20 protein-coding genes are annotated in these 22,333 nt (G+C 71.7%); 12 read left to right on the top strand and 8 right to left on the bottom strand.

The features are described from left to right. Positions 1-106: 106 nt before the first annotated feature. On the bottom strand, positions 107-613 hold the full coding sequence (locus RQG84_RS02030; RefSeq protein ID WP_055963004.1) for a MarR family winged helix-turn-helix transcriptional regulator: 507 nt from the start codon (positions 611-613) through the stop codon (positions 107-109). A 56-nt stretch (positions 614-669) separates the two neighbouring features. Between RQG84_RS02030 and icmF the strand changes: the two genes are divergently transcribed. From icmF to RQG84_RS02005, 5 genes are all read left to right on the top strand, one after another. Beyond that, on the top strand, positions 670-3,897 hold the full coding sequence (gene icmF / locus RQG84_RS02025; protein ID WP_311208630.1) for a fused isobutyryl-CoA mutase/GTPase IcmF: 3,228 nt from the start codon (positions 670-672) through the stop codon (positions 3,895-3,897). A gap of 164 nt (positions 3,898-4,061) precedes the next feature. Continuing rightward, positions 4,062-4,616, top strand: coding sequence for a hypothetical protein (locus RQG84_RS02020; protein ID WP_311208629.1), 555 nt, complete (start codon positions 4,062-4,064; stop codon positions 4,614-4,616). Between the two features lie 110 nt (positions 4,617-4,726). Beyond that, positions 4,727-5,377, top strand: coding sequence for a hypothetical protein (locus RQG84_RS02015; protein ID WP_311208628.1), 651 nt, complete (start codon positions 4,727-4,729; stop codon positions 5,375-5,377). 79 nt (positions 5,378-5,456) lie between these two features. Then, positions 5,457-5,957 carry a thioesterase family protein gene (locus RQG84_RS02010; RefSeq protein WP_056556506.1) on the top strand — a complete coding sequence of 167 codons (501 nt, stop codon included), beginning with the start codon at positions 5,457-5,459 and terminating at the stop codon, positions 5,955-5,957. Continuing rightward, positions 5,954-6,703 carry a helical backbone metal receptor gene (locus tag RQG84_RS02005; RefSeq protein WP_311208627.1) on the top strand — a complete coding sequence of 250 codons (750 nt, stop codon included), beginning with the start codon at positions 5,954-5,956 and terminating at the stop codon, positions 6,701-6,703. The genes RQG84_RS02010 and RQG84_RS02005 overlap by 4 nt, the downstream gene beginning before the upstream one ends. A 120-nt stretch (positions 6,704-6,823) precedes the next feature. Here the strand turns inward: RQG84_RS02005 and RQG84_RS02000 are convergent, their stop codons facing one another. The 6 genes from RQG84_RS02000 to RQG84_RS01975 all read right to left on the bottom strand — a co-directional run bounded on the left by RQG84_RS02000 (position 6,824) and on the right by RQG84_RS01975 (position 15,590). Further along, on the bottom strand, positions 6,824-8,188 hold the full coding sequence (locus RQG84_RS02000; protein ID WP_311208626.1) for an NAD(P)/FAD-dependent oxidoreductase: 1,365 nt from the start codon (positions 8,186-8,188) through the stop codon (positions 6,824-6,826). 63 nt (positions 8,189-8,251) lie between these two features. Beyond that, positions 8,252-9,292 carry a hypothetical protein gene (locus RQG84_RS01995; protein WP_311208625.1) on the bottom strand — a complete coding sequence of 347 codons (1,041 nt, stop codon included), beginning with the start codon at positions 9,290-9,292 and terminating at the stop codon, positions 8,252-8,254. A gap of 73 nt (positions 9,293-9,365) precedes the next feature. Beyond that, a complete protein-coding gene (gene clpB / locus RQG84_RS01990; protein ID WP_311208624.1) occupies positions 9,366-11,981 on the bottom strand; it encodes an ATP-dependent chaperone ClpB in 2,616 nt (871 codons plus the stop codon). Between the two features lie 629 nt (positions 11,982-12,610). Next, positions 12,611-14,227, bottom strand: a complete 1,617-nt coding sequence (locus tag RQG84_RS01985; protein WP_311208623.1) for an FAD-dependent oxidoreductase — start codon at positions 14,225-14,227, stop codon at positions 12,611-12,613. Next, on the bottom strand, positions 14,224-15,105 hold the full coding sequence (locus tag RQG84_RS01980) for an FAD:protein FMN transferase (RefSeq protein ID WP_311208622.1): 882 nt from the start codon (positions 15,103-15,105) through the stop codon (positions 14,224-14,226). Before RQG84_RS01980 ends, RQG84_RS01985 begins: the two co-directional genes overlap by 4 nt. Positions 15,106-15,125: 20 nt before the next feature. After that, on the bottom strand, positions 15,126-15,590 hold the full coding sequence (locus RQG84_RS01975) for an FMN-binding protein (RefSeq protein WP_311208621.1): 465 nt from the start codon (positions 15,588-15,590) through the stop codon (positions 15,126-15,128). A gap of 197 nt (positions 15,591-15,787) precedes the next feature. On the opposite strand from RQG84_RS01975, the gene RQG84_RS01970 reads away from it, so the two are divergent. The 5 genes from RQG84_RS01970 (at position 15,788) to RQG84_RS01950 (ending at position 19,954) form a co-directional block, all read left to right on the top strand. Beyond that, complete coding sequence (locus tag RQG84_RS01970; protein WP_311208620.1) at positions 15,788-16,408, top strand: hypothetical protein; 621 nt, start codon at positions 15,788-15,790, stop codon at positions 16,406-16,408. Next, complete coding sequence (locus RQG84_RS01965; protein WP_311208619.1) at positions 16,405-16,701, top strand: transcriptional regulator; 297 nt, start codon at positions 16,405-16,407, stop codon at positions 16,699-16,701. The genes RQG84_RS01970 and RQG84_RS01965 overlap by 4 nt, the downstream gene beginning before the upstream one ends. Next, positions 16,698-17,576 (top strand): ABC transporter ATP-binding protein, encoded by an 879-nt coding sequence (locus RQG84_RS01960; protein WP_055962968.1) that lies wholly within the window; start codon positions 16,698-16,700, stop codon positions 17,574-17,576. Before RQG84_RS01965 ends, RQG84_RS01960 begins: the two co-directional genes overlap by 4 nt. A gap of 45 nt (positions 17,577-17,621) precedes the next feature. Further along, entirely contained in the window at positions 17,622-18,407 is a 786-nt protein-coding gene (locus RQG84_RS01955; protein ID WP_311208618.1) for an ABC transporter permease, read from the top strand. 173 nt (positions 18,408-18,580) lie between these two features. After that, complete coding sequence (locus RQG84_RS01950) at positions 18,581-19,954, top strand: FAD-dependent oxidoreductase (protein ID WP_055962959.1); 1,374 nt, start codon at positions 18,581-18,583, stop codon at positions 19,952-19,954. 60 nt (positions 19,955-20,014) lie between these two features. Here RQG84_RS01950 and RQG84_RS01945 read toward each other — a convergent pair whose 3' ends face one another. Then, entirely contained in the window at positions 20,015-20,431 is a 417-nt protein-coding gene (locus RQG84_RS01945) for a hypothetical protein (RefSeq protein WP_311208617.1), read from the bottom strand. Positions 20,432-20,576: 145 nt separating this feature from the next. Between RQG84_RS01945 and RQG84_RS01940 the strand changes: the two genes are divergently transcribed. Both RQG84_RS01940 and RQG84_RS01935 read left to right on the top strand, forming a co-directional pair. Then, positions 20,577-21,437, top strand: a complete 861-nt coding sequence (locus tag RQG84_RS01940) for a 3-hydroxybutyryl-CoA dehydrogenase (RefSeq protein WP_311208616.1) — start codon at positions 20,577-20,579, stop codon at positions 21,435-21,437. Further along, positions 21,438-22,034: a GNAT family protein gene (locus RQG84_RS01935; protein ID WP_311208615.1), complete on the top strand. Its 597-nt coding sequence runs from the start codon at positions 21,438-21,440 to the stop codon at positions 22,032-22,034. The last annotated feature ends 299 nt before the right edge of the window (positions 22,035-22,333 follow it).

Here is a 22,333-nt window from a genome sequence, read left to right as displayed (position 1 = left end):
AGCAGCAAGGCCCACCCCAGCCGGAGCAACGCAGCCGCAGGTCGGCTCGCACCCGCGGCGACGCAGCCGCAGGTCGAGGTTCAGCGCGCCGGGGCCGCCGGCGCGGTCACGTGAAGTCGACCTGCCGCAGCCCCCGCAGCAGCGTGTAGGCCGCCTGCTGGTCGTCGGCGTCGAGCTCGGCCACGCCGAACTGGACGTCCATGAGGGCCTCGGTGGCCGCCTCGACCACCCGCTCGCCCTCGGGCGTGAGGGCCGCGAAGGTGCGCCGCCGGTCGGCCGGATCGGGCTCGCGGACCACGAGTCCGTGCGTCTCGAGCCTGTCGATCGCGTTCGTGACCGACGTAGGATGCACCATGAGCCGTTCGCCGATCTTGCTGAGGGGCAGGCGCCCCTCCCGGCTGAACGAGATGAGCCGAAGCACCTCGAACCGGGCGAACGTGATGCCGTGCGGCTTCAGCGCCGCGTCGAGCCGGCCGATCACCAGCTGCTGCACCCGCATGATCGACGTCGCGAGCCGCATGGCCGTGGCGTCGCCGATGCGTTCCTCCCACAGCTCTCCGGCCCGTTCCAGCGGGTCGAACGCGAGCCGCGGCGTGGGGGGCACGGAGGTCATGGGGTCAGTCTACCCAGGGTGGACGATTAGTTGGATGTCCGACTATTGTGGTTCCTATGGCTGATCTCCACGTCCCGTCGAACCCGGTCCGACTCGTCACCGCGTCGGCGCTCTTCGACGGCCACGACGCCTCGATCAACATCATGCGGCGCATCTTCCAGAGCCAGGGGGCCGAGGTGATCCACCTCGGGCACAACCGCTCGGTCAAGGAGGTCGTCGACGCCGCCATCGAGGAGGACGTGCAGGGCGTCGCGGTCTCGTCGTACCAGGGCGGGCACGTCGAGTACTTCGAGTACCTGGTCGAGTCGCTGCGCGAGCAGGGCGCCGGCCACGTCCGCGTGGTCGGTGGTGGCGGCGGCGTCATCGTGCCCGAGGAGATCGCCCGGCTCCGCGAGTCCGGCGTCACGATCTTCTCCCCCGAGGACGGGCAGCGCCTCGGGCTCGTGGGCATGATCAACTCCGTCGTCCGCGACTGCGACGTCGACCTCACCACCCTCGGCGACTTCGACGTCGACGCGGTGCTCGCCGGCGACCGCTCCGCCGTAGCCCGGGCCATCACGCTCGCCGAGACCGGCCGACTCGCCGACGCCGACCGCCAGCGCCTGCAGGACGCCGCGGCCGCGCACCCCTCCCCCGTCCTCGGCATCACCGGCACCGGCGGGTCGGGCAAGTCCTCGCTCACCGACGAGCTCGTGCGGCGCTTCCGCGTCGACCAGCAGGACAAGCTGCGCGTCGCCGTCCTCGCCGTCGACCCCACCCGCCGCCGCGGCGGCGGAGCCCTGCTCGGCGACCGCATCCGGATGAACTCCCTCGACGGGGAGCGGGCGTACTTCCGGTCGCTCGCCACCCGCGGCTCCCACGAGCTGCCCGACTGCCTCGACGACGTCGTCGCCGTGCTCAAGGCAGCCGCGTTCGACCTCGTGGTCGTCGAGACCCCCGGCATCGGCCAGGGCGACGCCGCGATCGTGCCGCACGTCGACACCTCGATGTACGTGATGACGCCGGAGTTCGGCGCCGCGTCGCAGCTGGAGAAGATCGACATGCTCGACTTCGCCGACGTCGTGGCGATCAACAAGTTCGAGCGCCGCGGGGCCAAGGACGCCTACCGCGACGTCGGCCGGCAGCTGGTCCGCAACCGTGAGGCCTTCGGCAAGAAGCCCGAGGACATGCCGATCTTCGGCACGTCGGCCGCCACCTTCAACGACGACGGCGTGACCGCGCTGTACCAGCACCTGCGCGACGCCCTGGGCGAGCGCGGTCTGCCGGTCGCCGAGGGCGTGCTGCCTCCCGTGGCCGTGCGGTACTCGAGCGGTATCCAGGCCGTCGTGCCCGCCGACCGCGTGCGGTACCTGTCCGAGATCACCGAGACGGTGCGCGGCTACCACGCCGAGACCGAGCGCCTGGCCGACGCCGCCGACCGGGCCCAGCGCCTCGAGGCCACCGCGAACGAGCTCGCCGAGGCCGACCTGGACGCCTCGGGCGTCACCGAGCTGCTCGAGACCGCCCGCAAGGCCGTCCCGCACGACGTCGCCGACCAGATCGAGCAGTGGCCGGCCGTCGTCGAGGCCTACTCCGGCGACGAGCAGGTCGTGAAGGTCCGCGACAAGGAGATCGTCACCCATCTCACGCGGGAGTCGCTCTCGGGCACCAAGGTCCCGCGCGTCTCGCTGCCCCGCTTCACCGGCCACGGCGACCTCGTGCGCTTCTGGCGGCGCGAGAACCTGCCCGGCCACTTCCCGTACACCGCGGGCGTCTTCTCGTTCAAGCGCGACGGCGAGGACCCGGCCCGCATGTTCGCCGGCGAGGGAGACCCGTTCCGCACCAACCGCCGCTTCAAGCTGCTGAGCGAGGACGGCGACGCCACCCGCCTGTCCACCGCCTTCGACTCGGTCACGCTCTACGGCCGCGACCCCGACCCGCGCCCCGACGTCTACGGCAAGGTCGGCACGTCGGGCGTCTCCGTGGCGACGCTCGACGACATGGAGGCGCTCTACGACGGCTTCGACCTCGTGTCGCCGTCCACGTCGGTCTCGATGACCATCAACGGTCCTGCACCCACGGTGCTGGCCTTCTTCCTCAACACCGTCGTCGACCAGCAGGTCGCCCGCTTCCGGGAGAAGGAGGGCCGCGAGCCCACCGAGGCCGAGCACACCGAGCTGCGCTCGTACGCCCTCAAGAACGTCCGCGGCACCGTGCAGGCCGACATCCTCAAGGAGGACCAGGGCCAGAACACCTGCCTGTTCTCCACCGAGTTCAGCCTGCGGATGATGGGCGACATCCAGCAGTTCTTCATCGACGAGGGCGTGCGGAACTTCTACTCCGTCTCCATCTCCGGCTACCACATCGCCGAGGCCGGGGCGAACCCCATCAGCCAGCTGGCCTTCACCCTCGCCAACGGGTTCACGTACGTCGAGTCGTACCTGGCGCGCGGCATGGACATCGACGACTTCGCGCCCAACCTGTCGTTCTTCTTCTCCAACGGCATGGACCCGGAGTACTCGGTGCTCGGCCGGGTGGCACGACGCATCTGGGCCGTCGCGATGAAGGAGAAGTACGGCGCGAACGACCGCAGCCAGAAGCTGAAGTACCACGTGCAGACGTCCGGTCGGTCCCTCCACGCGCAGGAGATGGACTTCAACGACATCCGCACCACGCTGCAGGCGCTCATCGCGATCTACGACAACGCCAACAGCCTGCACACCAACGCCTACGACGAGGCCGTCACGACGCCGAGCGCGGAGTCCGTGCGCCGCGCGCTCGCGATCCAGCTGATCATCAACCGCGAGTGGGGCCTGGCGATGAACGAGAACCCGCTCCAGGGCTCGTTCATCATCGACGAGCTGACCGACCTCGTCGAGAACGCCGTGCTGGCCGAGTTCGACGCCATCAACGAGCGCGGCGGCGTGCTGGGCGCCATGGAGACGGGCTACCAGCGCGGTCGCATCCAGGACGAGTCGATGCTCTACGAGCACCGCAAGCACGACGGCTCCCTGCCGATCATCGGCGTCAACACGTTCCGCCGCCCGGAGTCGGAGGTCGAGGCTCCGACGGTCGAGCTGGCCCGCGCCACGGAGGCCGAGAAGCAGTCGCAGCTCGACCGCGTGCACGCCTTCCAGGAGACGCACCGCACCGAGGCCGAGGCCGCGATCGCCCGCCTCAAGAAGGCTGCGGTCGAGGGCGACAACGTGTTCGCCGTGCTCATGGACGCCGCCCGCGTCTGCTCCCTCCAGCAGGTCACCGAGGCGTTCTTCGAGGTCGGCGGACAGTACCGGCGCAACGTCTGAGCAGGGTCTCGAGCGCCACCGTCCCGGACCCACGGAACGGCGCTCGAGCCCCTCCTGCGCGCCCCTCCCGACGCGCGCCCGTGCGCCATCTGCGCTACCAAGGAGGGGTAGGACGTGGCCCCCCAGCACCCGACGGTGCGGCCGCGGACCCGGAGGGAATCGAGATGGACACCTGGATCTGGATCGTCGTCGCCGTCGTGGTGGCACTGCTGCTGCTCGCCGTGGTGGTGTCGGTCGCCCGCAAGAGCGCCGAGGCCAAGCGCCGCCACCGGCTCGAGCAGGAGCAGCGGGACCGGCAGAGGGCCGGCACGCTCCGCGACGAGGCGCGTGAGGCCGCCGTGGCCGCACAGCACACCGAGGCCGGCGCCGCCGTGGCGCGGGCCGACGCCGACGAGGCCCGTCTGGAGGCCGAGCGCCTGGAGCGCCACGCCGTCGACCTGGAGAACGAGGCCACCGAGGTGCAGGGCGCCGCCGAGGACCGGCTCGTCGAGGCCGATCGCCTGGACCCCGACGTGCCCGAAGCCGGGCGGGACCACCGCGCGTCCGACCGGAGCCCGGTCGACGAGGCGCCCCTCACCCCGGGCACCGAGGCACCTGCCGACCCGACGACGCACGGCTCCCACGTCGCGGACGAGCACGGCGTGACCGATCGACCCGCCGTCGACCCGGACTCGTTCGAGACGCCGGGCGAGCACCGCACTCCCCCGCCCAGGTCCTGAGCATCGGGACGGTGGCGGCGCGCTCATCGAGTCGCGCCGCCCCGGGACCCGGTCTACGTTCGTGACCACGCCTTCGGTCGTCGATCAGGCCCCATGACAAGGAGCTCGCCATGAGCACGCACGACCACCAGCCCGCCGCCTCCGAGCCGAGGCACGCCGACACGACCGCGGACGTCGACCGCGCCACCCCGGTCGTCGACCGCAAGGAAGTCGTCGAGCGGCAGAAGGAGCGCTTCGGCGGGGTCAAGATCGTCTGCGCGTTCTTCGGCTGGGTCACCGCCACCGGCATGACCGTGCTGCTCACCGCCCTCGTCGCCGCGGCCGGCGCGGGAGTCGGCCTGGTCTCGGGCACCGACGTGACCGATGCCGCCGCCGACCAAGGTCTCTCGGCCGACGAGATCGGCTGGGCGGGCGTCGCGCTGGTGCTCGTCGCCGTCCTCGTGTCGTACTACAGCGGCGGCTACGTGGCCGGCCGCATGGCGCGCTTCGACGGCATCCGGCAGGGCATCGCGGTCTTCGCGTGGGCCGTCGTCGCCGCCATCGTCGTCGCGGTCCTCGGAGCCGTGGCCGGGACCCGCTACGACGTCCTCGACCAGCTCAACGCCTTCCCGCGCATCCCGAGCGACCTGTCCGACCTGAGCCTCGCCGCCGTCGTGCTCCTCGTCGGTGTGGTCGCGGCCGCCCTCGTCGGCGCCATGCTCGGTGGACTGGCCGGCATGCACTTCCACCGCAAGGTCGACCGAGAGGGCCTCGGCCGCTGAGCCGGACCGACCCCGGGTGCCGCGACCCACGTCGCGGCCCCGGGGTTCGTCGCGCTCGGCGCCCGATACGGTCGGTCAGGTGACGACGCACCCCACCTACGCCCAGGTCGCAGCCCTCCCGACGGTGCACGAGCACGTGGTGGGGCCGGAGCACCTCGACGAGAACCGCCACATGAACATCGGCCACTACTTCACCTTCGGCGGGCACGCGCTCTGGGCCCGCCACCAGGACGAGCTGGGCATGCCGGACACCTACATCACCGAGCGGGGCCTCACCACGTTCACCGCGGAGCAGCACCTGCGCTACCTCGGCGAGTCACTCGAGGGCGACCGGATCGGCGTGAGCGTGGTCATCGTCGACCGCAGCGACAAGGTGCTGCACGCCGCGGCGCTGATGACCAACCACACCCGGCAGGAGCTGTCCTGCGTGATGGAGGCGGTCTCGGTCCACGTCGACTTCGCGACCCGTCGGCCGACGCCCTTCCCCGACGACATCGCCGCCCTGCTCGACGCCGCGATCGCCACCGACCGCACCGACTGGGCGCTCCCCCTCAGCGGAGGGCTCGGCATCCGCCGATGAAGGACGACCTCGGCCACGACGTCGACGTGCCCCGCGAGGCGCGCCGCGTGGTGAGCCTCGTGCCGTCCGTCACCGAGGGTCTGGCCGCCGCTCGACCCGACGCGCTCGTGGGCGCCACCGACTGGTGCACCCACCCCGCCGACCTCGACGTCACGCGTGTGCGAGGCACCAAGAACCCCGATCGCGCCGCGATCGAGCAGCTGCGCCCGGACCTCGTGGTCGCGAACCAGGAGGAGAACCGCGAGCTCGACGTCCGGCGTCTGCGTGAGGCCGGCGTGCCCGTGTGGGTCACCCGGATCGAGACCGTGGACGAGGCGCTCGGGTCGCTGCGACGTCTGTTCGACGACGCGCTCGGGTGGGGCGTGCCCGACTGGCTCGGCGCGGCCGAGGAAGCCTGGAGCGGCCCGGTGCCGGCGGCGCGCGGCACCGTGGTGGTGCCGATCTGGCGCGACCCGTGGATGGTCGTCGGCCCCCGCACCTTCACCGCCGACCTGCTGCGTCGGCTCGGGTGGACGGTGTCGGTCGGCGCGGCTCCGGACCCGACCTCGCGGTACCCGCACGTCGAGCTGGCCGACGTCGACACCCCCGACGTCGACCTGGTGCTGCTGCCCGACGAGCCCTACGTGTTCGGACCCGACGACGGCCCCGAGGCGTTCACGTCGGCGCCGACGCGGCTCGTGTCGGGCCGGCTGCTCACCTGGTACGGACCGTCGTTGGTCGAGGCCCGGACCGCCCTCGACCTCTGAGAGGTCCACTCACCCTGGACATCACCGACTCACCATGGAGTGCACGCCATGGTGAGTGAGGCGTTCCCCCGGTGAGCTCACGATTCCCATCAGGTGATGGGAATCGCGAACCCGGCCGGGTCAGGACTGGCGCTGCGACGCGGCCTTGCGCTCGAGCACGCGGCGCTCGGCCTTCTGCTTCTCCAGGGGGGTGATCTCGAGCTTGTGCTTGGACACGACGTACGGCGTCTCGCCGACGATCGCGTTGTGGCTGCCGGAGAACAGGTACTTGCTGGAGAGGTTGATGAGGGTCGCGAACCGGTTGCGGTTGCCCAGCAGGGTCGCGATGTGCAGGCCCACCCAGATGATCCACGCCGGGAAGCCGGTGAGCTTCGGGAGGTAGGTGATCTCCGCGACGGCCGACGACTTGCCGATCGTGGCCATGGTGCCCTTGTCGGAGTACTTGAACGGCTTCACCCGGTCGGCCTTGCCCTTGAGCTCGGCCTTGATCAGCTTGGCCACGTGCTTGCCGCCCTGGATCGCGGGCTGCGCGAGCTGCGGGAGCGGGTCGGGACCGATCGCGATGTCACCGATGGCGAACGTGTCGGCGCGATCCTTGACGCGCAGGTGCTCGTCGACCTCGATGCGGCCGCCGCGGCCCTGCGGCACGTCCCAGTCGAGCACCGTCGGGTGCGCCGTGACGCCCGTGGCCCACACGACGATGCCCGCCGAGAGGAACTCGCTGCGGCCGTCCGTCTCGACGACCACACCGTCCTCGCGGACCTCCTTGACGGCCGTGTTCAGCCGCAGGTCGACGTCGCGCTTGAGCAGCGACTTCTCGGCGTAGGCACGGAGCTTCTCGTCGAACGGGCCCAGGACGTTCGGGGCCATCTCGAGCAGTGTGACGTGGATCCGCGCGCGGTCCAGCTCGGGGTAGGTGGTCGGCATGTCGTTGTTGCGGAACTCCGCGAACGCACCGGCGGTCTCGACGCCCGTGGCACCGCCGCCCACGACGATGATGCGCAGGTCCTCGTCCTGGCCGTTGATCGCGAACTCCTCGAGGTTCTCGAACAACCGGTCGCGCACCTGCAGCGCCTGCGAGCGCTTGTAGAGCGGGAGCGAGAACTCCTCCGCCCCGGGGGTGCCGAAGAAGTTGGTGGTGACGCCGTTGGCGAGCACCAGGTAGTCGTACGTCACCGAGACCTCGCCGTGCAGGCTCAGCACCTTGGCCTGGTGGTCGATGTTCGTGACGATGCCCTTCACGAAGCGCACGTTCTTCTGGTCGGCGCGCACCGCACGCAGGAACCAGGTGATGTCGCCGGGGTTCAGCGACGCGGTCGCGACCTGGTACAGCAGCGGCTGGAAGGTGTTGTACGTGTGCCGGTCGATGAGGGTGATGTCGACGTCGGCGCGCTTGAGCTTGCGGACGAGCGACAGGCCTCCGAATCCGCCTCCGACCACGACGACGTGGGGGCGCTTGCGGGCGGGAACGACGTTGCTGCTCATGCCTCAGACTCTACTCGCGCCGCTCCGGGGGCCGCCTCCCGACGAGGGGGTCAGTGAGCCCGGTCACGCCCGCGCGAGCCAGGCGCGCGCGTCCGGACGGCGCAGCTGCACGACCACGACGACGGCCGCCGCAGCCGTGACGATGCCGAGCGGGAGGAAGAAGACGGACACGCCGACCGTCAGGGCCGCGACGATCCTCAGGGCGACGACGCCGGCAGACATCCGCCTGGCGGTGGCGATCGCGGCGGCCAGGCCGACGGCGCTGAGCACGAGCCAGACCGTCGACGACAGACGCAGCAGCCCGATGACCTGGTCGGCGTCGACCCCGGCGGAGCGGAGCCAGTCCTGCGCCATCCCGGGCTCGGAGAGCGCGGACCGGTAGGCGTCGGCCCCGATCGTCGACACCAGCAGGGCGATCAGGCCGAAGAAGCCGACCACGGCGCACGAGACGACGGTGGTGACCACGGCGACGGTGACCGACCGCGGTCGAGCGGTGGAGGCTGCGCGCGACGGCACGGGGTGCGACGGGGTGGGGGTCGCGGGCTGCTCGCCGGCGGACGGGAAGGCCGCCGGGGCCTCGACCTCGGGCGTCGACGACGGCGGCACGGCGGCGAAGGGATCCGCTGCACCGGTGCGGGTGGTGGTCGCGAGAGCAGGCACGGCCCGCCCGTTCACCTGGTCGAACCAGCGCCGCGACTCGGCCGTCCACAGCGACCATCCGCACACGCCGGCGAAGGCGGCCGGGAGCAGTCCCGGGAGCCCGATCGCCGCGAAGACCAGGAACGCCAGGCCGCACAGGATGGTCAGCATGACCCGCGACGTCCGATGACCTCGGGCGGCGTAGAGCGCGAAGACGGCTCCGGAGGCCGTGAGCACGACCCCGACGTAGGCGGCGTACCGAAGGGCGTCGAGAGCCTGGTCGAGGCCGATCCCGGCCTCCTTGAGCGGCTCGGTGGCCAGCGCCTCGCGCACCGCGTCCTGCAGCTCGATGGAGCCCCACGACGACAACGTCGAGACCAGGTTCACGAGCAGGAGCGCCGACCCCACGCCCACGAAGATGCAGGTGAGGGTCAGGGCCTGAGGTCTCGGCGGGCGGTCTGCCATGGGCACCACCCTAACGAGGCGGCCCCCATGGCAGACCCCCGCCGCGGACAGGCCGCGGCGGGGGCCGAGTGCCTCAGCCGGCCTGCACCGAGAGCGCGTCGACGGGCAGCCCGTCGGCGCCCACCTCGCGGTCGACCCGCACCGTGTCGCCGTCGCGGACCTCGCCGGCCAGCAGCGCCTTCGCGAGCCGGTCGCCGATGGCCTGCTGCACGAGCCGGCGCAGCGGACGGGCCCCGTACGCCGGGTCCCAGCCGGTGAGCGCCAGCCACTCCTTGGCCGCGTCGGTCACGTCGAGCGTGATGCGCCGCGCCTCCAGGCGTCGGCCGAGCGAGGCCAGCTGCAGGTCCACGATGTGCGTCAGCTCCGCGGTGCCCAGCGGCTCGAACGTCACGATCTCGTCGAGTCGGTTCAGGAACTCCGGCTTGAACGAGGCCTTGACCACGTCCATCACCGCACTCCTCTTCGCCGCGTCGTCCAGCGCCGGGTCGGCCAGGAACGCCGAGCCCAGGTTCGAGGTGAGGATGAGGATGACGTTGCGGAAGTCGACCGTGCGACCCTGCCCGTCGGTCAGCCGGCCGTCGTCGAGCACCTGCAGGAGGATGTCGAAGACCTCCGGGTGCGCCTTCTCGACCTCGTCGAGCAGCACCACCGAGTAGGGCCGACGTCGGACCGCCTCGGTCAGCTGGCCGCCCTCGTCGTAGCCGACGTAGCCGGGAGGGGCACCGACGAGCCGCGAGACCGCGTGCTTCTCGGCGTACTCGCTCATGTCGATGCGCACCATCGCGCGCTCGTCGTCGAACAGGAACTCGGCCAGCGTCTTGGCCAGCTCGGTCTTGCCGACGCCGGTGGGACCGAGGAACAGGAACGACCCGGTCGGGCGGTCGGGGTCGGCGATGCCGGCCCGGCTGCGTCGCACCGCGTCGGAGACGGCGGTGACCGCCTCGCGCTGGCCGATGAGCCGCTTGCCCAGCTCGTCCTCCATGCGCAGGAGCTTGCCCGTCTCGCCCTCGAGCAGACGGCCCGTGGGGATGCCGGTCCACGCCGCGACCACCTCGGCGATCTCGTCGGCCGTGACCTCCTCGTTCACCAGCCGGTCCTCGCCGTCGCCGGACTCGCGCGCCGACTCGGCCTCCTGGGCCGCGGCCAGCTGCGCCTCCATGGTGGGGATCTCGCTGTAGAGCAGCCGCGCGGCCGTCTCGAGGTCGCCGTCACGCTGGGCGCGGTCGGCGGCGATGCGCACCTCGTCGATGCGCTCCTTGATCTCGCCGACGGCGTTCAGGCTCTGCTTCTCGCTCTCCCACCGCTGCTCGAGCGCCCGCAGGGTCTCCTGCTTGTCGGCCAGCTCGCCACGCAGCTTGTCGAGGCGGTCACGGCTCGCGTCGTCGGTCTCGTTCTGCAGGTGCAGCTCCTCCATGCGGAGGCGGTCGACAGCGCGGCGCAGCTCGTCGATCTCGACCGGGCTGGAGTCGATCTCCATGCGCAGGCGCGACCCGGCCTCGTCGACCAGGTCGATCGCCTTGTCGGGCAGCTGGCGACCGGGGATGTACCGGTCCGAGAGGGCCGCGGCCGCGACGAGCGCGGCGTCGGCGATGGCGACCTTGTGGTGGGCCTCGTACCGCTCCTTCAGACCACGCAGGATCGCGATGGTGTCCTCGACGGACGGCTCGCCGACGAGCACCTGCTGGAAGCGGCGCTCCAGCGCCGGGTCCTTCTCGACGTTCTCGCGGTACTCGTCGAGCGTCGTCGCGCCGATCATGCGCAGCTCGCCGCGCGCCAGCATCGGCTTGAGCATGTTGCCGGCGTCCATGGCGGAGTCGCCGGTGGCGCCGGCGCCCACGACGGTGTGCAGCTCGTCGATGAAGGTGATGACCTGGCCGTCGGAGGCCTTGATCTCCTCGAGCACGGCCTTGAGCCGCTCCTCGAACTCACCGCGGTACTTGGCGCCGGCCACCATCGCGCCGAGGTCGAGGCTGATGAGCCGACGTCCGCGCAGCGACTCCGGCACGTCGCCGTCGACGATGCGCTGGGCCAGACCCTCGACGACGGCCGTCTTGCCGACGCCCGGCTCGCCGATGAGCACCGGGTTGTTCTTGGTGCGACGGCTCAGCACCTGCACGACCCGACGGATCTCGGCGTCGCGGCCGATGACGGGGTCGAGCTTGCCCTCGCGGGCCACGGCCGTCAGGTCCACGCCGTACTTCTCGAGCGCCTGGTACGTGTCCTCGGCGTCGGCGCTGGTGACACGGGCCCCGCCCCGGACGGTCTCGAACGCGGCACCGAGGGCGTCGGGCGTGGCGCCGTGCTTGGCGAGCACGTCCTTGGCGGACGAGGCGACGGTGGCGACGCCCACGGCGAGGTGCTCGGTCGAGATGTACTCGTCACCCAGCTCGCCGGCGAGGTCGGCGGCGCGCTGCAGCACCTCGTGGGTGCTGCGAGACAGCCCGGGGTTCTGGACGCTGGTGCCCGACGCGGACGGCAGCGCGTCGACCGCTGCCTTGAGCTCGGACCTCACGACCGCCACGTCGACGCCGGCGGCCTGCAGCAGGGGTGCGGCGGTGCCGCCATCCTGCGCGAGCAGGGCCGTGAGCACGTGTGCCGGCTCGATGGCCGGGTTGCCGGCGGCTGCGGCCTGCTGCATCGCGGCGGCCAGCGCCTGCTGGCTGCGGGTGGTGAGGTTCGAGAGGTCCATGGGCTGCTCCTGGTGCGTCCTTCCGTCGGCGCGGTTCGCCGTACATCAGGTACAACATCATGAGAGTTGAGTCCATTCCACTCAACTTTGGCGGCCACCCGTCTCGGACACGTGCGGGGCGTTCCCAGCCCCTCGACCGGCCCGGAACTGTCCGACACGCCGTTTCGTCGCGGACCGCTTGCGCGAGCCTGGACCTGCGGCTGCGTCGGCTGCGGTCGTCGTCGCGGTGGGCTCCGAAAGGGCCTCAACCGGACAGCCCCTACCGACCAGAGCGAGCTCTCGGACCGCGGCTTCCGTTTCGGACACCTTCGGGGCATTTCGGACCCCTCGACCGCCCCGGAACTGTCCGAATCCGCGATTTGACCCGTTGATGTCGGTTTCCTCCGCCAGGATCGGCACTAAGGCGTCAAAACGCACGGCCGGGGCCGGTGAGCTCGGCCGAGCGCCGCGCCACCGTCCCGTCGAGGCCTTTCGGAGGCCGCCTCCACACGGAGCCGCGCCGACGCAGCCGCAGGCCCACACCCACCGCACCGACGCAGCAGCAGGCCCCACACGGAGCCGACGTAGGCGCAGCCGCAGGTCCACACCCACCGCGCCGACGCAGCCGCAGGCCCTCACGGAGCCGCAGGTCAGTACCCGGAGAAGTAGTCCGTCCGCACACCCGCGCAGCGGGAACGCAGGGCGGACCGGACGCCGGCGACCATCGCGGGCGGGCCGGACACGTACGCCGTGCGCGAGGCCGCGTCGGGCACCGCCTCGTCGATCGCCTCGCCGGTGACGAACGGGGCCGCCACGTGGACCCAGCCGTCGGGCAGGTCGCCCGGCGGCTCCGGCGAGACCAGCACCACCCGCACGCCGGTGGCCACCAGCTCGTCGCGGTACGGAACCGCGTCGCCGTCGGGCACGCCGTAGACGAGCACCACGTCGCGTGCCTCGCCGGAGCGCAGCTGGCTCAGGAACGGGGTCACCCCGATGCCGCCGGCCACGAGCAGGAGGGGCTTCCCGCCGCGCCGGCTCGCGTCGCGCGGCCACACGAAGTCCCCGTGGACCCCCGTCGCGCGCACGCGCTGCCCCGCGTCGAGATCCACCAGCGCCCGCTTGAACGAGGACGCGGGCTCGGGCACCCGGATCGCGATGCGCAGGTCGTCGGACTGCGGGGGCGAGCTGATGCTGAACACACGTCGCACGCCACGGCGGTCCGCACCGGCGTGCGGGAGGTGCAGCTCGAGGTACTGGCCGGGCTCGAAGCGCACCCGGCGGCGGGGGTGGAAGGCGACCTCCCACGTGTCGCCGGCCAGCCGACGCGCGCCCGCGGACTCCAGCACCACGCCGGTCCGCCGGGCGAAGGCGAACGCGACCAGGTTGCCCAGCACGATCGCGAGCTCCGGCGTCATCGAGAGCGGCCCCCACGTGGGCGGGGTGACGTCGAGGACCGACGCGAACGTCGGGAACCCCAGGAGCACGGCCATGACGGCGGCCACGACCAGCTGCTGCCCGCGCCGCGGCGGCAGGGTGAGCGGCTCGCTCACCATGAAGCCCGCCATGAACAGGATCGGGTAGGAGTACAGCGCCGTCCGCCAGGCCTCGGACAGCGGCGTGCCGAAGCCCGCCGTGAGGCCGGTCAGCACCAGGGCGAACGCGACCACCGCGAACACCAGGCCGACGTCGAGCCGACGTGTCCGCCAGAGCACCAGCAGGGCGCCCACGGCGACGAACGGGGCCAGCGACTCGGTCGCCGCGGTCTGCCACAACGCGTTGATGCTGGACTCCCGACCCACCGCCCACTGCGCGACGACGACGAGCAGCGCGCCGGCGGCGGCCGGGTTGAGCACGTGCCGACCCCGCCAGGCCAGGAGGTACTTCGACGCGTTCGCCAGCACCGCCGCGGCTGCGAGCCAGGCGAGGTTCGCGGCGCCGACACCCGCACCGTCGCCCCCGGCCGCCTCGGGGAGCGGGGCGAACAGGAAGAACAGCAGGAGTGCCGTGATCACCGCCGACTCGTCGTGCGGCCTCAGCCGCCACACGAGGCCGAGCAGGCGGTTCGACCCGACCGAGGCGACCAGCAGCACCGCGAGGGCCACCAGGTTGCCGACGGTGGAGAGCCCCTCGATCACGCCGGTCGCCGTGAACACCACGTACACCGCCGCGACCACGGCCAGCACGATCGTGACGAGCCGGTACGTCGTGACGCGGCCGAGGAGCCCGTCGATGCTCGGACGGGACCGCGTCGTCGTGCTTCGAGTCATGTGAAGAGCTCCCCAGGGAGGTCGGGCGACCGCAGGACGCGACCGTCGGCGTGGATGCGGACGAAGTGGTGCGGGTGCAGGTCCATCAGGACCTCCGGATCGGCGAAGAAGTGCGCGGTGGCCAGGCCGTCGGCCTGCATGCAGGAGTGCTCGACGAGGGTCCACGTGGCCACCACGTCGTCCGTCGGGAGACCGGTGCGACCGTCGACCACGTGGTGCAGGCCGTCGCCCCAGGTCCGACGGTTCACCGCAGATGCGCACAGGGCCTGCTCGGGCTCCAGCTCCAGGACGCCGATGGCCTTCGTCGGGTCGGCCGGGTGCTCCAGCGCGACCCTGATCGGCGCCGAGCCGCGGTGGTAGAGGTCGCCGCTGGCGTCGACGGTGAACGAGTTCAGCCCACGGTTCTCCAGGACGACCGCCACGAGGTCGACGAGCAGGCCCTTGCCTGCCGCCCCGACGTCGAGCAGCAGCGGACGGTCGGTGCGGACGGTCCCGTCGACGTCGGCCACGACGGCGCCGTCACGCCGAAGCGCCGCCCAGTCCTCGGGCACCGCGTCGGCACCGGTGGGCTTGAGGGAGTAGTCGGCGTCGTAGCCGAGCGCCACGAGCGAGCGACCCACCAGGGGCGTCACCGCACCGTCGGTCGCGGCGTGCAGGCCGTCGTAGAGGTCGAGCAGGAGCGTGGCGGACTCGACGTCGCGCCAGGTCCCCGCCCGCTGCGACATGGCCGTGACCACGGAGTCGGCGCGGAACCGCGACCACGCCCGGTCGAACCGCTCGATGGCGGCGAGCACGTCGACCTGGACGCCCGGAGCCAGCGGCTGCGCGGTGTCGACCGCCCACCGCGTCCCGATGGCCTCGAACGTCCAGGTCGCCATGCGTCGGACCCCGGTGGGGCTCAGGCCTGGGCTTCGGACTTGATCTGGTCGACGGCCTCGTTGAAGCCGCCCGACGTGAGGGACGAGCCGGCGACCTTGGAGACGTCGATGTCGTCGATGTTCTTGCCCACGACCTCGTCGGCGATGCCGCCGGCGAACTTGTCCTGGTACTGCTTGGAGGTGCCGGACGCCTTGGGCGTGACGGTCACGTCGTCGATGACACCGCCGTCGCCGAGGGTGATCTCGACGTCGACCTCGGAGGTGCCCGCGGGGTTGGAGTAGCTGCCGGACGCCTCGTAGGTGCCGGCCGTGTAGTCGCCCGACGCCTCGGACGACCCGCTGTCGTCGGTGGCCTCGCTCGTGGCGGAGCTCGACGAGGACGAGCCGGCGTCGGAGTCGGCGTCGCTCCCGCACGCGGCGGTGAGGAGCAGCGTGGAGGTGGCCGTCAGGGCCAGGAGGGCCTTCTGGTGGCGGCGCAGGGTCATGGGTCTCTCCAGTCAGCCGGGCTGGGACGCGGATGTGGTTGCGTCGTCAACCAGCCCAACGGACCCGACCTCCGCGAGGTTCCATCCTGGCGCACTCCACAGCGCAGCCACAGCACCCGGGACTTCCGCGAGGCCTTGACCTTTCGACGAACGGCGTGCAAACTACTTTGCAATACAAACTGCTTTGCGGAGGAACCATGAGCGACGACGACCGAGCACCCGACCTGGCCGAGAGCTGGGCGCTGATCGAGTCCGAGCGCGAGCGCGCCCGACGTTCGGTCCGCGTCGACGAACGGGTGGTCTACGGCGTCTGGGCGCTGGCCTGGGGCGTCGGCTACCTGGCGATGTTCGCGTGGGCCGGCCCGGAGGGGCAGCCGGGACTGCCCGGACCGATCGTCTTCGGCGTGCTCATCGTGGCCGCCATCGTGGTCACGGTCGCGCACATCGAGGGCCGGACGCGCGGCACCGGCGGGCCCGACGCCGAGACCAACACGATGCTCGGCTGGGCGTGGCCACTCGGCTTCATCGGCAGCAGCCTCACGGCGGGCGCGATCGGACGCGCCGGCATCGAGGGCGACGCCGCGGCCATCGTCTACAACGGCCTGCCGTGCCTCGTCGTCGCGTGCCTCTACATGGGCACCGGCGCGGCCCTGCGCGACCGACGCCAGCTCGTCCTCGGCGGCTGGATCGCGGTCACCGTGGGGATCGCCTCCTTCGTCGGCGGCGCACACCTGTACCTGGCCATGGCGGTGCTCGGCGGCGGCGGGTTCGCCGTTGCGACCGTGGCGGCGGCACGCGACCGGGCGGGGCGCCCGTGAGCGAGCTCGACCCCGTCATCCACGCGCAGGCCCGCCTCCGGGTCACGGCCTTCCTGGCCGTGCTCGAGCCCGGCGAGTCGCTCACCTTCCCCCGCCTGCAGAAGGAGCTCGGCATGACCGCCGGCAACCTCTCCACGCACCTGCGCAAGCTCGAGGACGCGGGCTACGTCGAGCAGACCAAGACCATCAACGGTCGCAGCCCCGTCACCTATGTCGGCCTCACCGACGCGGGCCGCACGGCCTTCGAGACCTACACCCGCACGCTCCGCCAGCTCCTCCAGGGGGACTCATGACCAGCACACCCGTCCTGACCATCGACCACGTCAGCCGCTCGTTCGGCGACCGACCCGCCGTCGACGACGTCAGCCTGGAGGTCCGTGCCGGGCAGGTCGTCGGCCTGCTCGGACCCAACGGCGCGGGCAAGACCACGCTGCTGTCGATGGTCTCCGGGCTGCGCACGCCCGACACCGGCACGGTCCGCGTGCTCGGGCTCGACCCCCGTCGGCCGGCGCACCGTGCCGTGATCGGCGTGACGCCCCAGGAGACCGGACTGCCCGAGTCCCTCACCGCCGCGGAGGTCGTGCGCTTCGTGGCCGACCATCATGCGGACCCGCTCCCGACCCTGGAGGCGCTGGACCGGTTCGGCATCGCCGAGCTCGCCGACCGGCGGTGCGGGGGCCTGTCCGGTGGGCAGAAGCGACGCCTCGCCTGCGCGCTCGCCCTCGTGGGGCGCCCCGCCCTGGTCCTGCTCGACGAGCCGACGACCGGGCTCGACGTCGACGCCCGGCACGCTCTCTGGCGGGGCATCCGCGCCCACCGCGACGACGGCGTCGCCGTCCTGCTGACCAGCCACCACCTCGAGGAGGTCGAGGAGCTGTCCGACCGCGTGGCCGTCATGGCCGAGGGCCGAGTGCTCGTCGACGACACCCTCGAGCGTGTGCTCGGCCGGGTCGACGTGGACCGGCTCTCCTGGTCCGGCACCACGGGCCGCGTGGCCGAGCTCGACGGCGTGGTGGACGTCCAGGTCGACGGTGACCAGGTGGTCGTCCTCGCCCGCGACGCCGACCTCGTCGTCCGGGCCCTCGTCGACGGCGCCGCCGACTTCGCCCGGCTGCGCGTCCGCGGCGCCTCGCTCGAGGACGCCTTCACCCACCTCACCGCCGCCTGACCTCGCCCGACCCACCCAGCCCACCCACTGTCCACGGGGGACCTCATGACCACGACCACCACCGCACCACGACCCACCGCACCCGCGCTGCGCATCACCCTCGCCCACACCCGGCTGTCCGTCCTCGAGGCGCTGCGCGAGCCGATCGTCATCGTGAGCACCGTGGCCTTCCCGGCCCTCGTGCTGCTGTGCTTCGTCGTGCCGCAGCGCACGATCGCCGGCGACCCGGCCGCCGCGACGGCCGCCACCGGCCAGATCGCACTGTTCTCGATCGTGTCGGTCTGCCTGTTCACCTACGGCGCCGGCATCGCCGAGGACCGGCAACGGCCCTTCGACACGTTCATCCGGTCGCTCCCCGCGGGCCCCTTGGCGCCGCTCGTGGCCCGGATCGTCACCGGCGTGGTGCTGAGCGCCCTCGGCCTGGTGCCGGTCGCCCTGATCTCGACGCTGCTCACCGACGCGGACGTCCCGTTCCTTCGCCTGCCGCTGGTGGGCCTGACGCTGCTGACCTGCGGCGTCCCGTTCCTCGTGATCGGCTTCGCCATCGGATACTCGCTGCGCCCGAAGGCCGCGCTGGCCGTGGCCCAGATCGTGCTGTTCCCGCTCGCCTTCCTGGGCGGGCTGTTCGTCCCGCCCGAGACCTTCCCGTCGTGGCTCGACGCCGCCTCGCAGGCCACGCCCACCCGAGCGGCGCGCGACCTCGTCGTCTCGTCGATGACGGGGTCGGGTGCCGAGGCCACCCAGCTGCTGGTCCTGCTCGGCTGGACGTTGGTCGCCGGCGCGGTCACCGTCTGGGCGTTCCGCCGCGACGAGGGTCGTCGCTTCCGCTGACCGGGCCGGCCGAGCCCGATCACCGAACGGATCGCCGGGCTCGGCCGCGCGCTCGACGTGGGCGATCTCGCACCGCGGACGACTGCGCAGTGTTGGTGCGGAGAACTTAGGATGGCCTCATGCACACCGCATGATCCGGTCGGTGTGCCCGCAAGCCCCCAGGAGTCACACTGATGAGCAGGAAGCTCAGGGTCGCGATCGTCGGCGCCGGCCCGGCCGGCGTCTACGCCGCCGACATCCTCACCAAGTCCGAGGTCCCCGCACCCTTCGAGGGCGCGAGCGTCGACCTCCTCGAGCGCGACCCCACGCCCTTCGGGCTGATCCGCTACGGCGTCGCGCCGGACCACCCGCGCATCAAGGAGATCGTCAAGGCGCTCAAGCGCGTCATGGCCAACGACGACATCCGCTTCTTCGGCAACGTCGCGTTCGGCGACGACCTCAAGCTCGACGACCTGCGTCAGTTCTACGACGCGGTCGTGTTCGCGACCGGTGCGCGCCGGGACCGCGACCTCGACATCCCCGGCATCGACCTCGACGGCTCGCACGGTGCCGCCGACTTCGTGTACTGGTACGACGGGCACCCCGACGTCGACCGCGAGTGGCCCTTCCAGCCGCACCAGGAGTCCGTCGCGGTGCTCGGCGTCGGCAACGTCGGCCTCGACGTCTCGCGCATCCTGGCCAAGACGGCCGAGGAGCTGCTCGTCACCGAGATCCCCGACAACGTCTACGAGGGGCTCAAGAAGAACGTCACGAAGGACGTGCACGTGTTCGCGCGCCGCGGTCCCGCGCAGGTCAAGTTCACGCCCATGGAGCTGCGCGAGCTCAGCCACTCCCCGACCATCGACGTCATCGTCCACCCCGAGGGCTTCGAGCTCGACGAGGGCTCGCTCGAGGCGATCCGGGCCGCGAAGAGCCAGAAGCTCGTCGTCGACGTGCTGCAGAACTACCTGGCCAAGGAGCCCACGGGCGCCCCGCACCGCATCCACATCCACTTCTGCCAGAACCCCGTGGAGATCCTCGGTGAGGACGGCAAGGTCGTGGGTCTGCGCACCGAGGTCACCGAGCTCGACGGCACGGGCAACGTCCGCGGCACGGGCGAGCTCGTGGACTGGCCGGTCCAGGCCGTCTACCGGGCGGTCGGCTACTACTCCGACAACCTGCCCGGCCTGCCCTTCGACATCACCGCCGGCGTCGTGCCCAACGACGGCGGCCGGGTCGTGGAGATCGACGGCTCCGCCCTGCCGGGTGCCTACGTCACCGGCTGGATCAAGCGCGGACCGGTCGGGCTCATCGGCCACACCAAGTCCGACGCGGCCCAGACCATCTCGATGCTGCTCGAGGACGCTCCCACGCTCGCCCAGGCGGCGCAGCCGGAGCCCCAGTCCGTCGACGCCTACCTCGACTCGCGCGGCCTGGAGTACACGACGTGGGAGGGCTGGGAGAAGCTCGACGCCCACGAGATGGGCCTCGGCGAGGCCCACGAGCACGAGCGCGAACGCGTGAAGGTCGTGCCGCGTGAGGACATGGTGAGCATCGCCCGCTCCTGACGCAGCCCCGAGCACGAGGGGTCGGCCGCACGCGGTCGGCCCCTCGTGCCGTGTCCGGGGTCAGTCGGGCTGGAGGGCGAGCAGCTGCAGGTGGCACGGGCCGTCCGGCGAGGACGTCGGGATCTCGTCGAGCCTGAACCGCACCTTCGTCCCGGCGGCGACGTCGACCAGCCGGCGGGTGGTGGCCGGTCCCGCGCCGTCGGCCGGACCCACCTGGGCGCTCACCTGGTAGCTGACCGGGTTCTTGGTGGGGTTCGAGACGACGCCGACCGCAGCCCAGACGCCGTCGTCGTCGGGGTTGCACCGGACCCCGGAGAGCAGCTCGGGCACGGGCGTTCCCGCGGGCAGGCCGCTGGCCGTGGGCGAGGCGGTCGCCGTCGGCTTCGTGGCGGGTTCGGGGTCGTCGCCGCTGCAGGCCGCCGTCAGCACCGCGACGGCCAGGATCGGGGCCAGCAGGGCCGGACGACGTGCACGCATGGCCCCATCCCACCACGTCGACCCCGCTCGTCGGGCCGCACCACGCGCCTGCGTCACACCTGAGGGTCGCCTCACGTTCGCACGTCGGCGTCCCGTACGCTGGAGATCGTTGGACGTCCGAGCAATCGAGGGTGAGGAAGAGACGATGACGATCGCGCGACTGGGTGTCGTCGGGGGCGGACTCATGGGGTCCGGCATCACGGAGGTCGGCGCCCGCGCGGGCCTGTCCGTGGTCACGGTGGAGGTCGACGACGACGCCGCCAAGCGTGCCGCGGAGCGGGTCGAGGGCTCGCTGCGCCGGGCCGAGAAGCGCGGCAAGATGACGTCCGAGGACGTCGCGGAGACGCTCGAGCGGGTCACGTTCACGGCCGACCTGGAGGCGCTGGCCGACCGCGACCTGGTGGTCGAGGCCGCGAGCGAGGACGAGGCGACCAAGCTCCAGCTGTTCCGCACGCTCGGCTCGCTCCTGGAGTCCGACGACGCCGTCCTCGCGTCCAACACGTCGTCCATCCCGATCGTCAAGCTCGGCGCCGTGTCGGGTCGGGCCGACCGCGTGATGGGGGTGCACTTCTTCAACCCGGCACCGGTCATGAAGCTGGTCGAGCTCATCCCGTCGCTCACCACGAGCCCCGAGACGCTGCAGCGCATGCAGTCGTTCGTCTCCGAGACGCTCGGCAAGGAGCCCATCGAGGCCACCGACCGGGCCGGCTTCGTGGTCAACAGCCTGCTCGTGCCGTACCTGCTGTCGGCGATCCGCATGTACGAGGCGGGGTACGCCTCGGCGGCCGACATCGACTCCGGCATGGTGCTCGGGTGCGGGCACCCGATGGGCCCGCTGGCGCTGGCCGACCTGATCGGTCTCGACACCGTGCGCGCCATCGGCGTCTCGATGTACGACGAGTTCAAGGAGCCCCTGTACTCCCCGCCCCCGGTCCTCGACCGCATGGTCGACGCGGGCCTGCTCGGCAAGAAGTCCGGCCACGGCTTCTACCCCTACGATCGCTGAGTGCCCGACGCACCCGACTCACCCCTGCTCCGTCTCGACTGGCCGAGGCGGACCGAGCGCCTGTCGCTGCGCCCTCTGACTCTCGACGACGTCGATGCTCTGTGGGCCTATCGGAGCGATCCGTCGCTGCACCAGTGGACCGGTCGATCGCCCGCCTCGCGCGACGAGCTCGTGCTCGAGCACTTCACCGCTCGGGCGCGCGGCTGCACCCTGGTCGCGGAGCTCGACGGCGAGGTCGTCGGTGACCTGATGGTCCACGTCGAGGACGCCTGGGCGCAGCGCGACGTCGCGCACCGTGGTCGCGGAGAGCTCGTGGTGCTCGGTTGGACCTTGGCGCCCCGTCGAGGCGGACAGGGCCTGATGACCGAGGCAGTCGAGGAGGTCCTGCGGATCTGCTTCGAGGACCTCGGAGTGCACCGCGTGAAGGCGGAATGCTTCGCCGCGAACGAGCCGTCGTGGCGACTCATGGAGCGCGTCGGCATGCGTCGCGAGCTCCACGCGGTCCGTGACTCCCTCCACCGCGACCTCGGCTGGGTCGACACCCTCGGCTACGCGCTGCTCGCCGACGAGTGGCGCGCGGCCCACGCCATCCGTTGATCGAGTAGCGCCCCTGATGATCGAGTAGTCCGACCCGCGAGGAACGAGCAGGGTCGGACGTATCGAGATCATGACCCCAGCCCTCACCGATGGTCTCGATACGCAGGAGCACCACTCGTTCCTCGCCGCTCCCACTACTCGACCAGCATCACGTCGAACCACGAGCCCCCGAACCCAGCGATCGAGTAGCCCGACCCGCGAGGAACGAGCAGGGTCGGACGTATCGAGATCATCACCCCCGCCCCACCGATGGTCTCGATACGCAGGAGCACCACTCGTTCCTCGCCGCTCCCACTACT

Origin of the sequence: Aeromicrobium sp. WCS2018Hpa-31 (assembly GCF_031843905.1) — a bacterium.
GTDB lineage: Bacteria > Actinomycetota > Actinomycetes > Propionibacteriales > Nocardioidaceae > Aeromicrobium.
The sequence above is the reverse complement of the archived record's forward strand: the minus strand, read 5'-3'. Positions and strand labels throughout refer to the sequence as shown.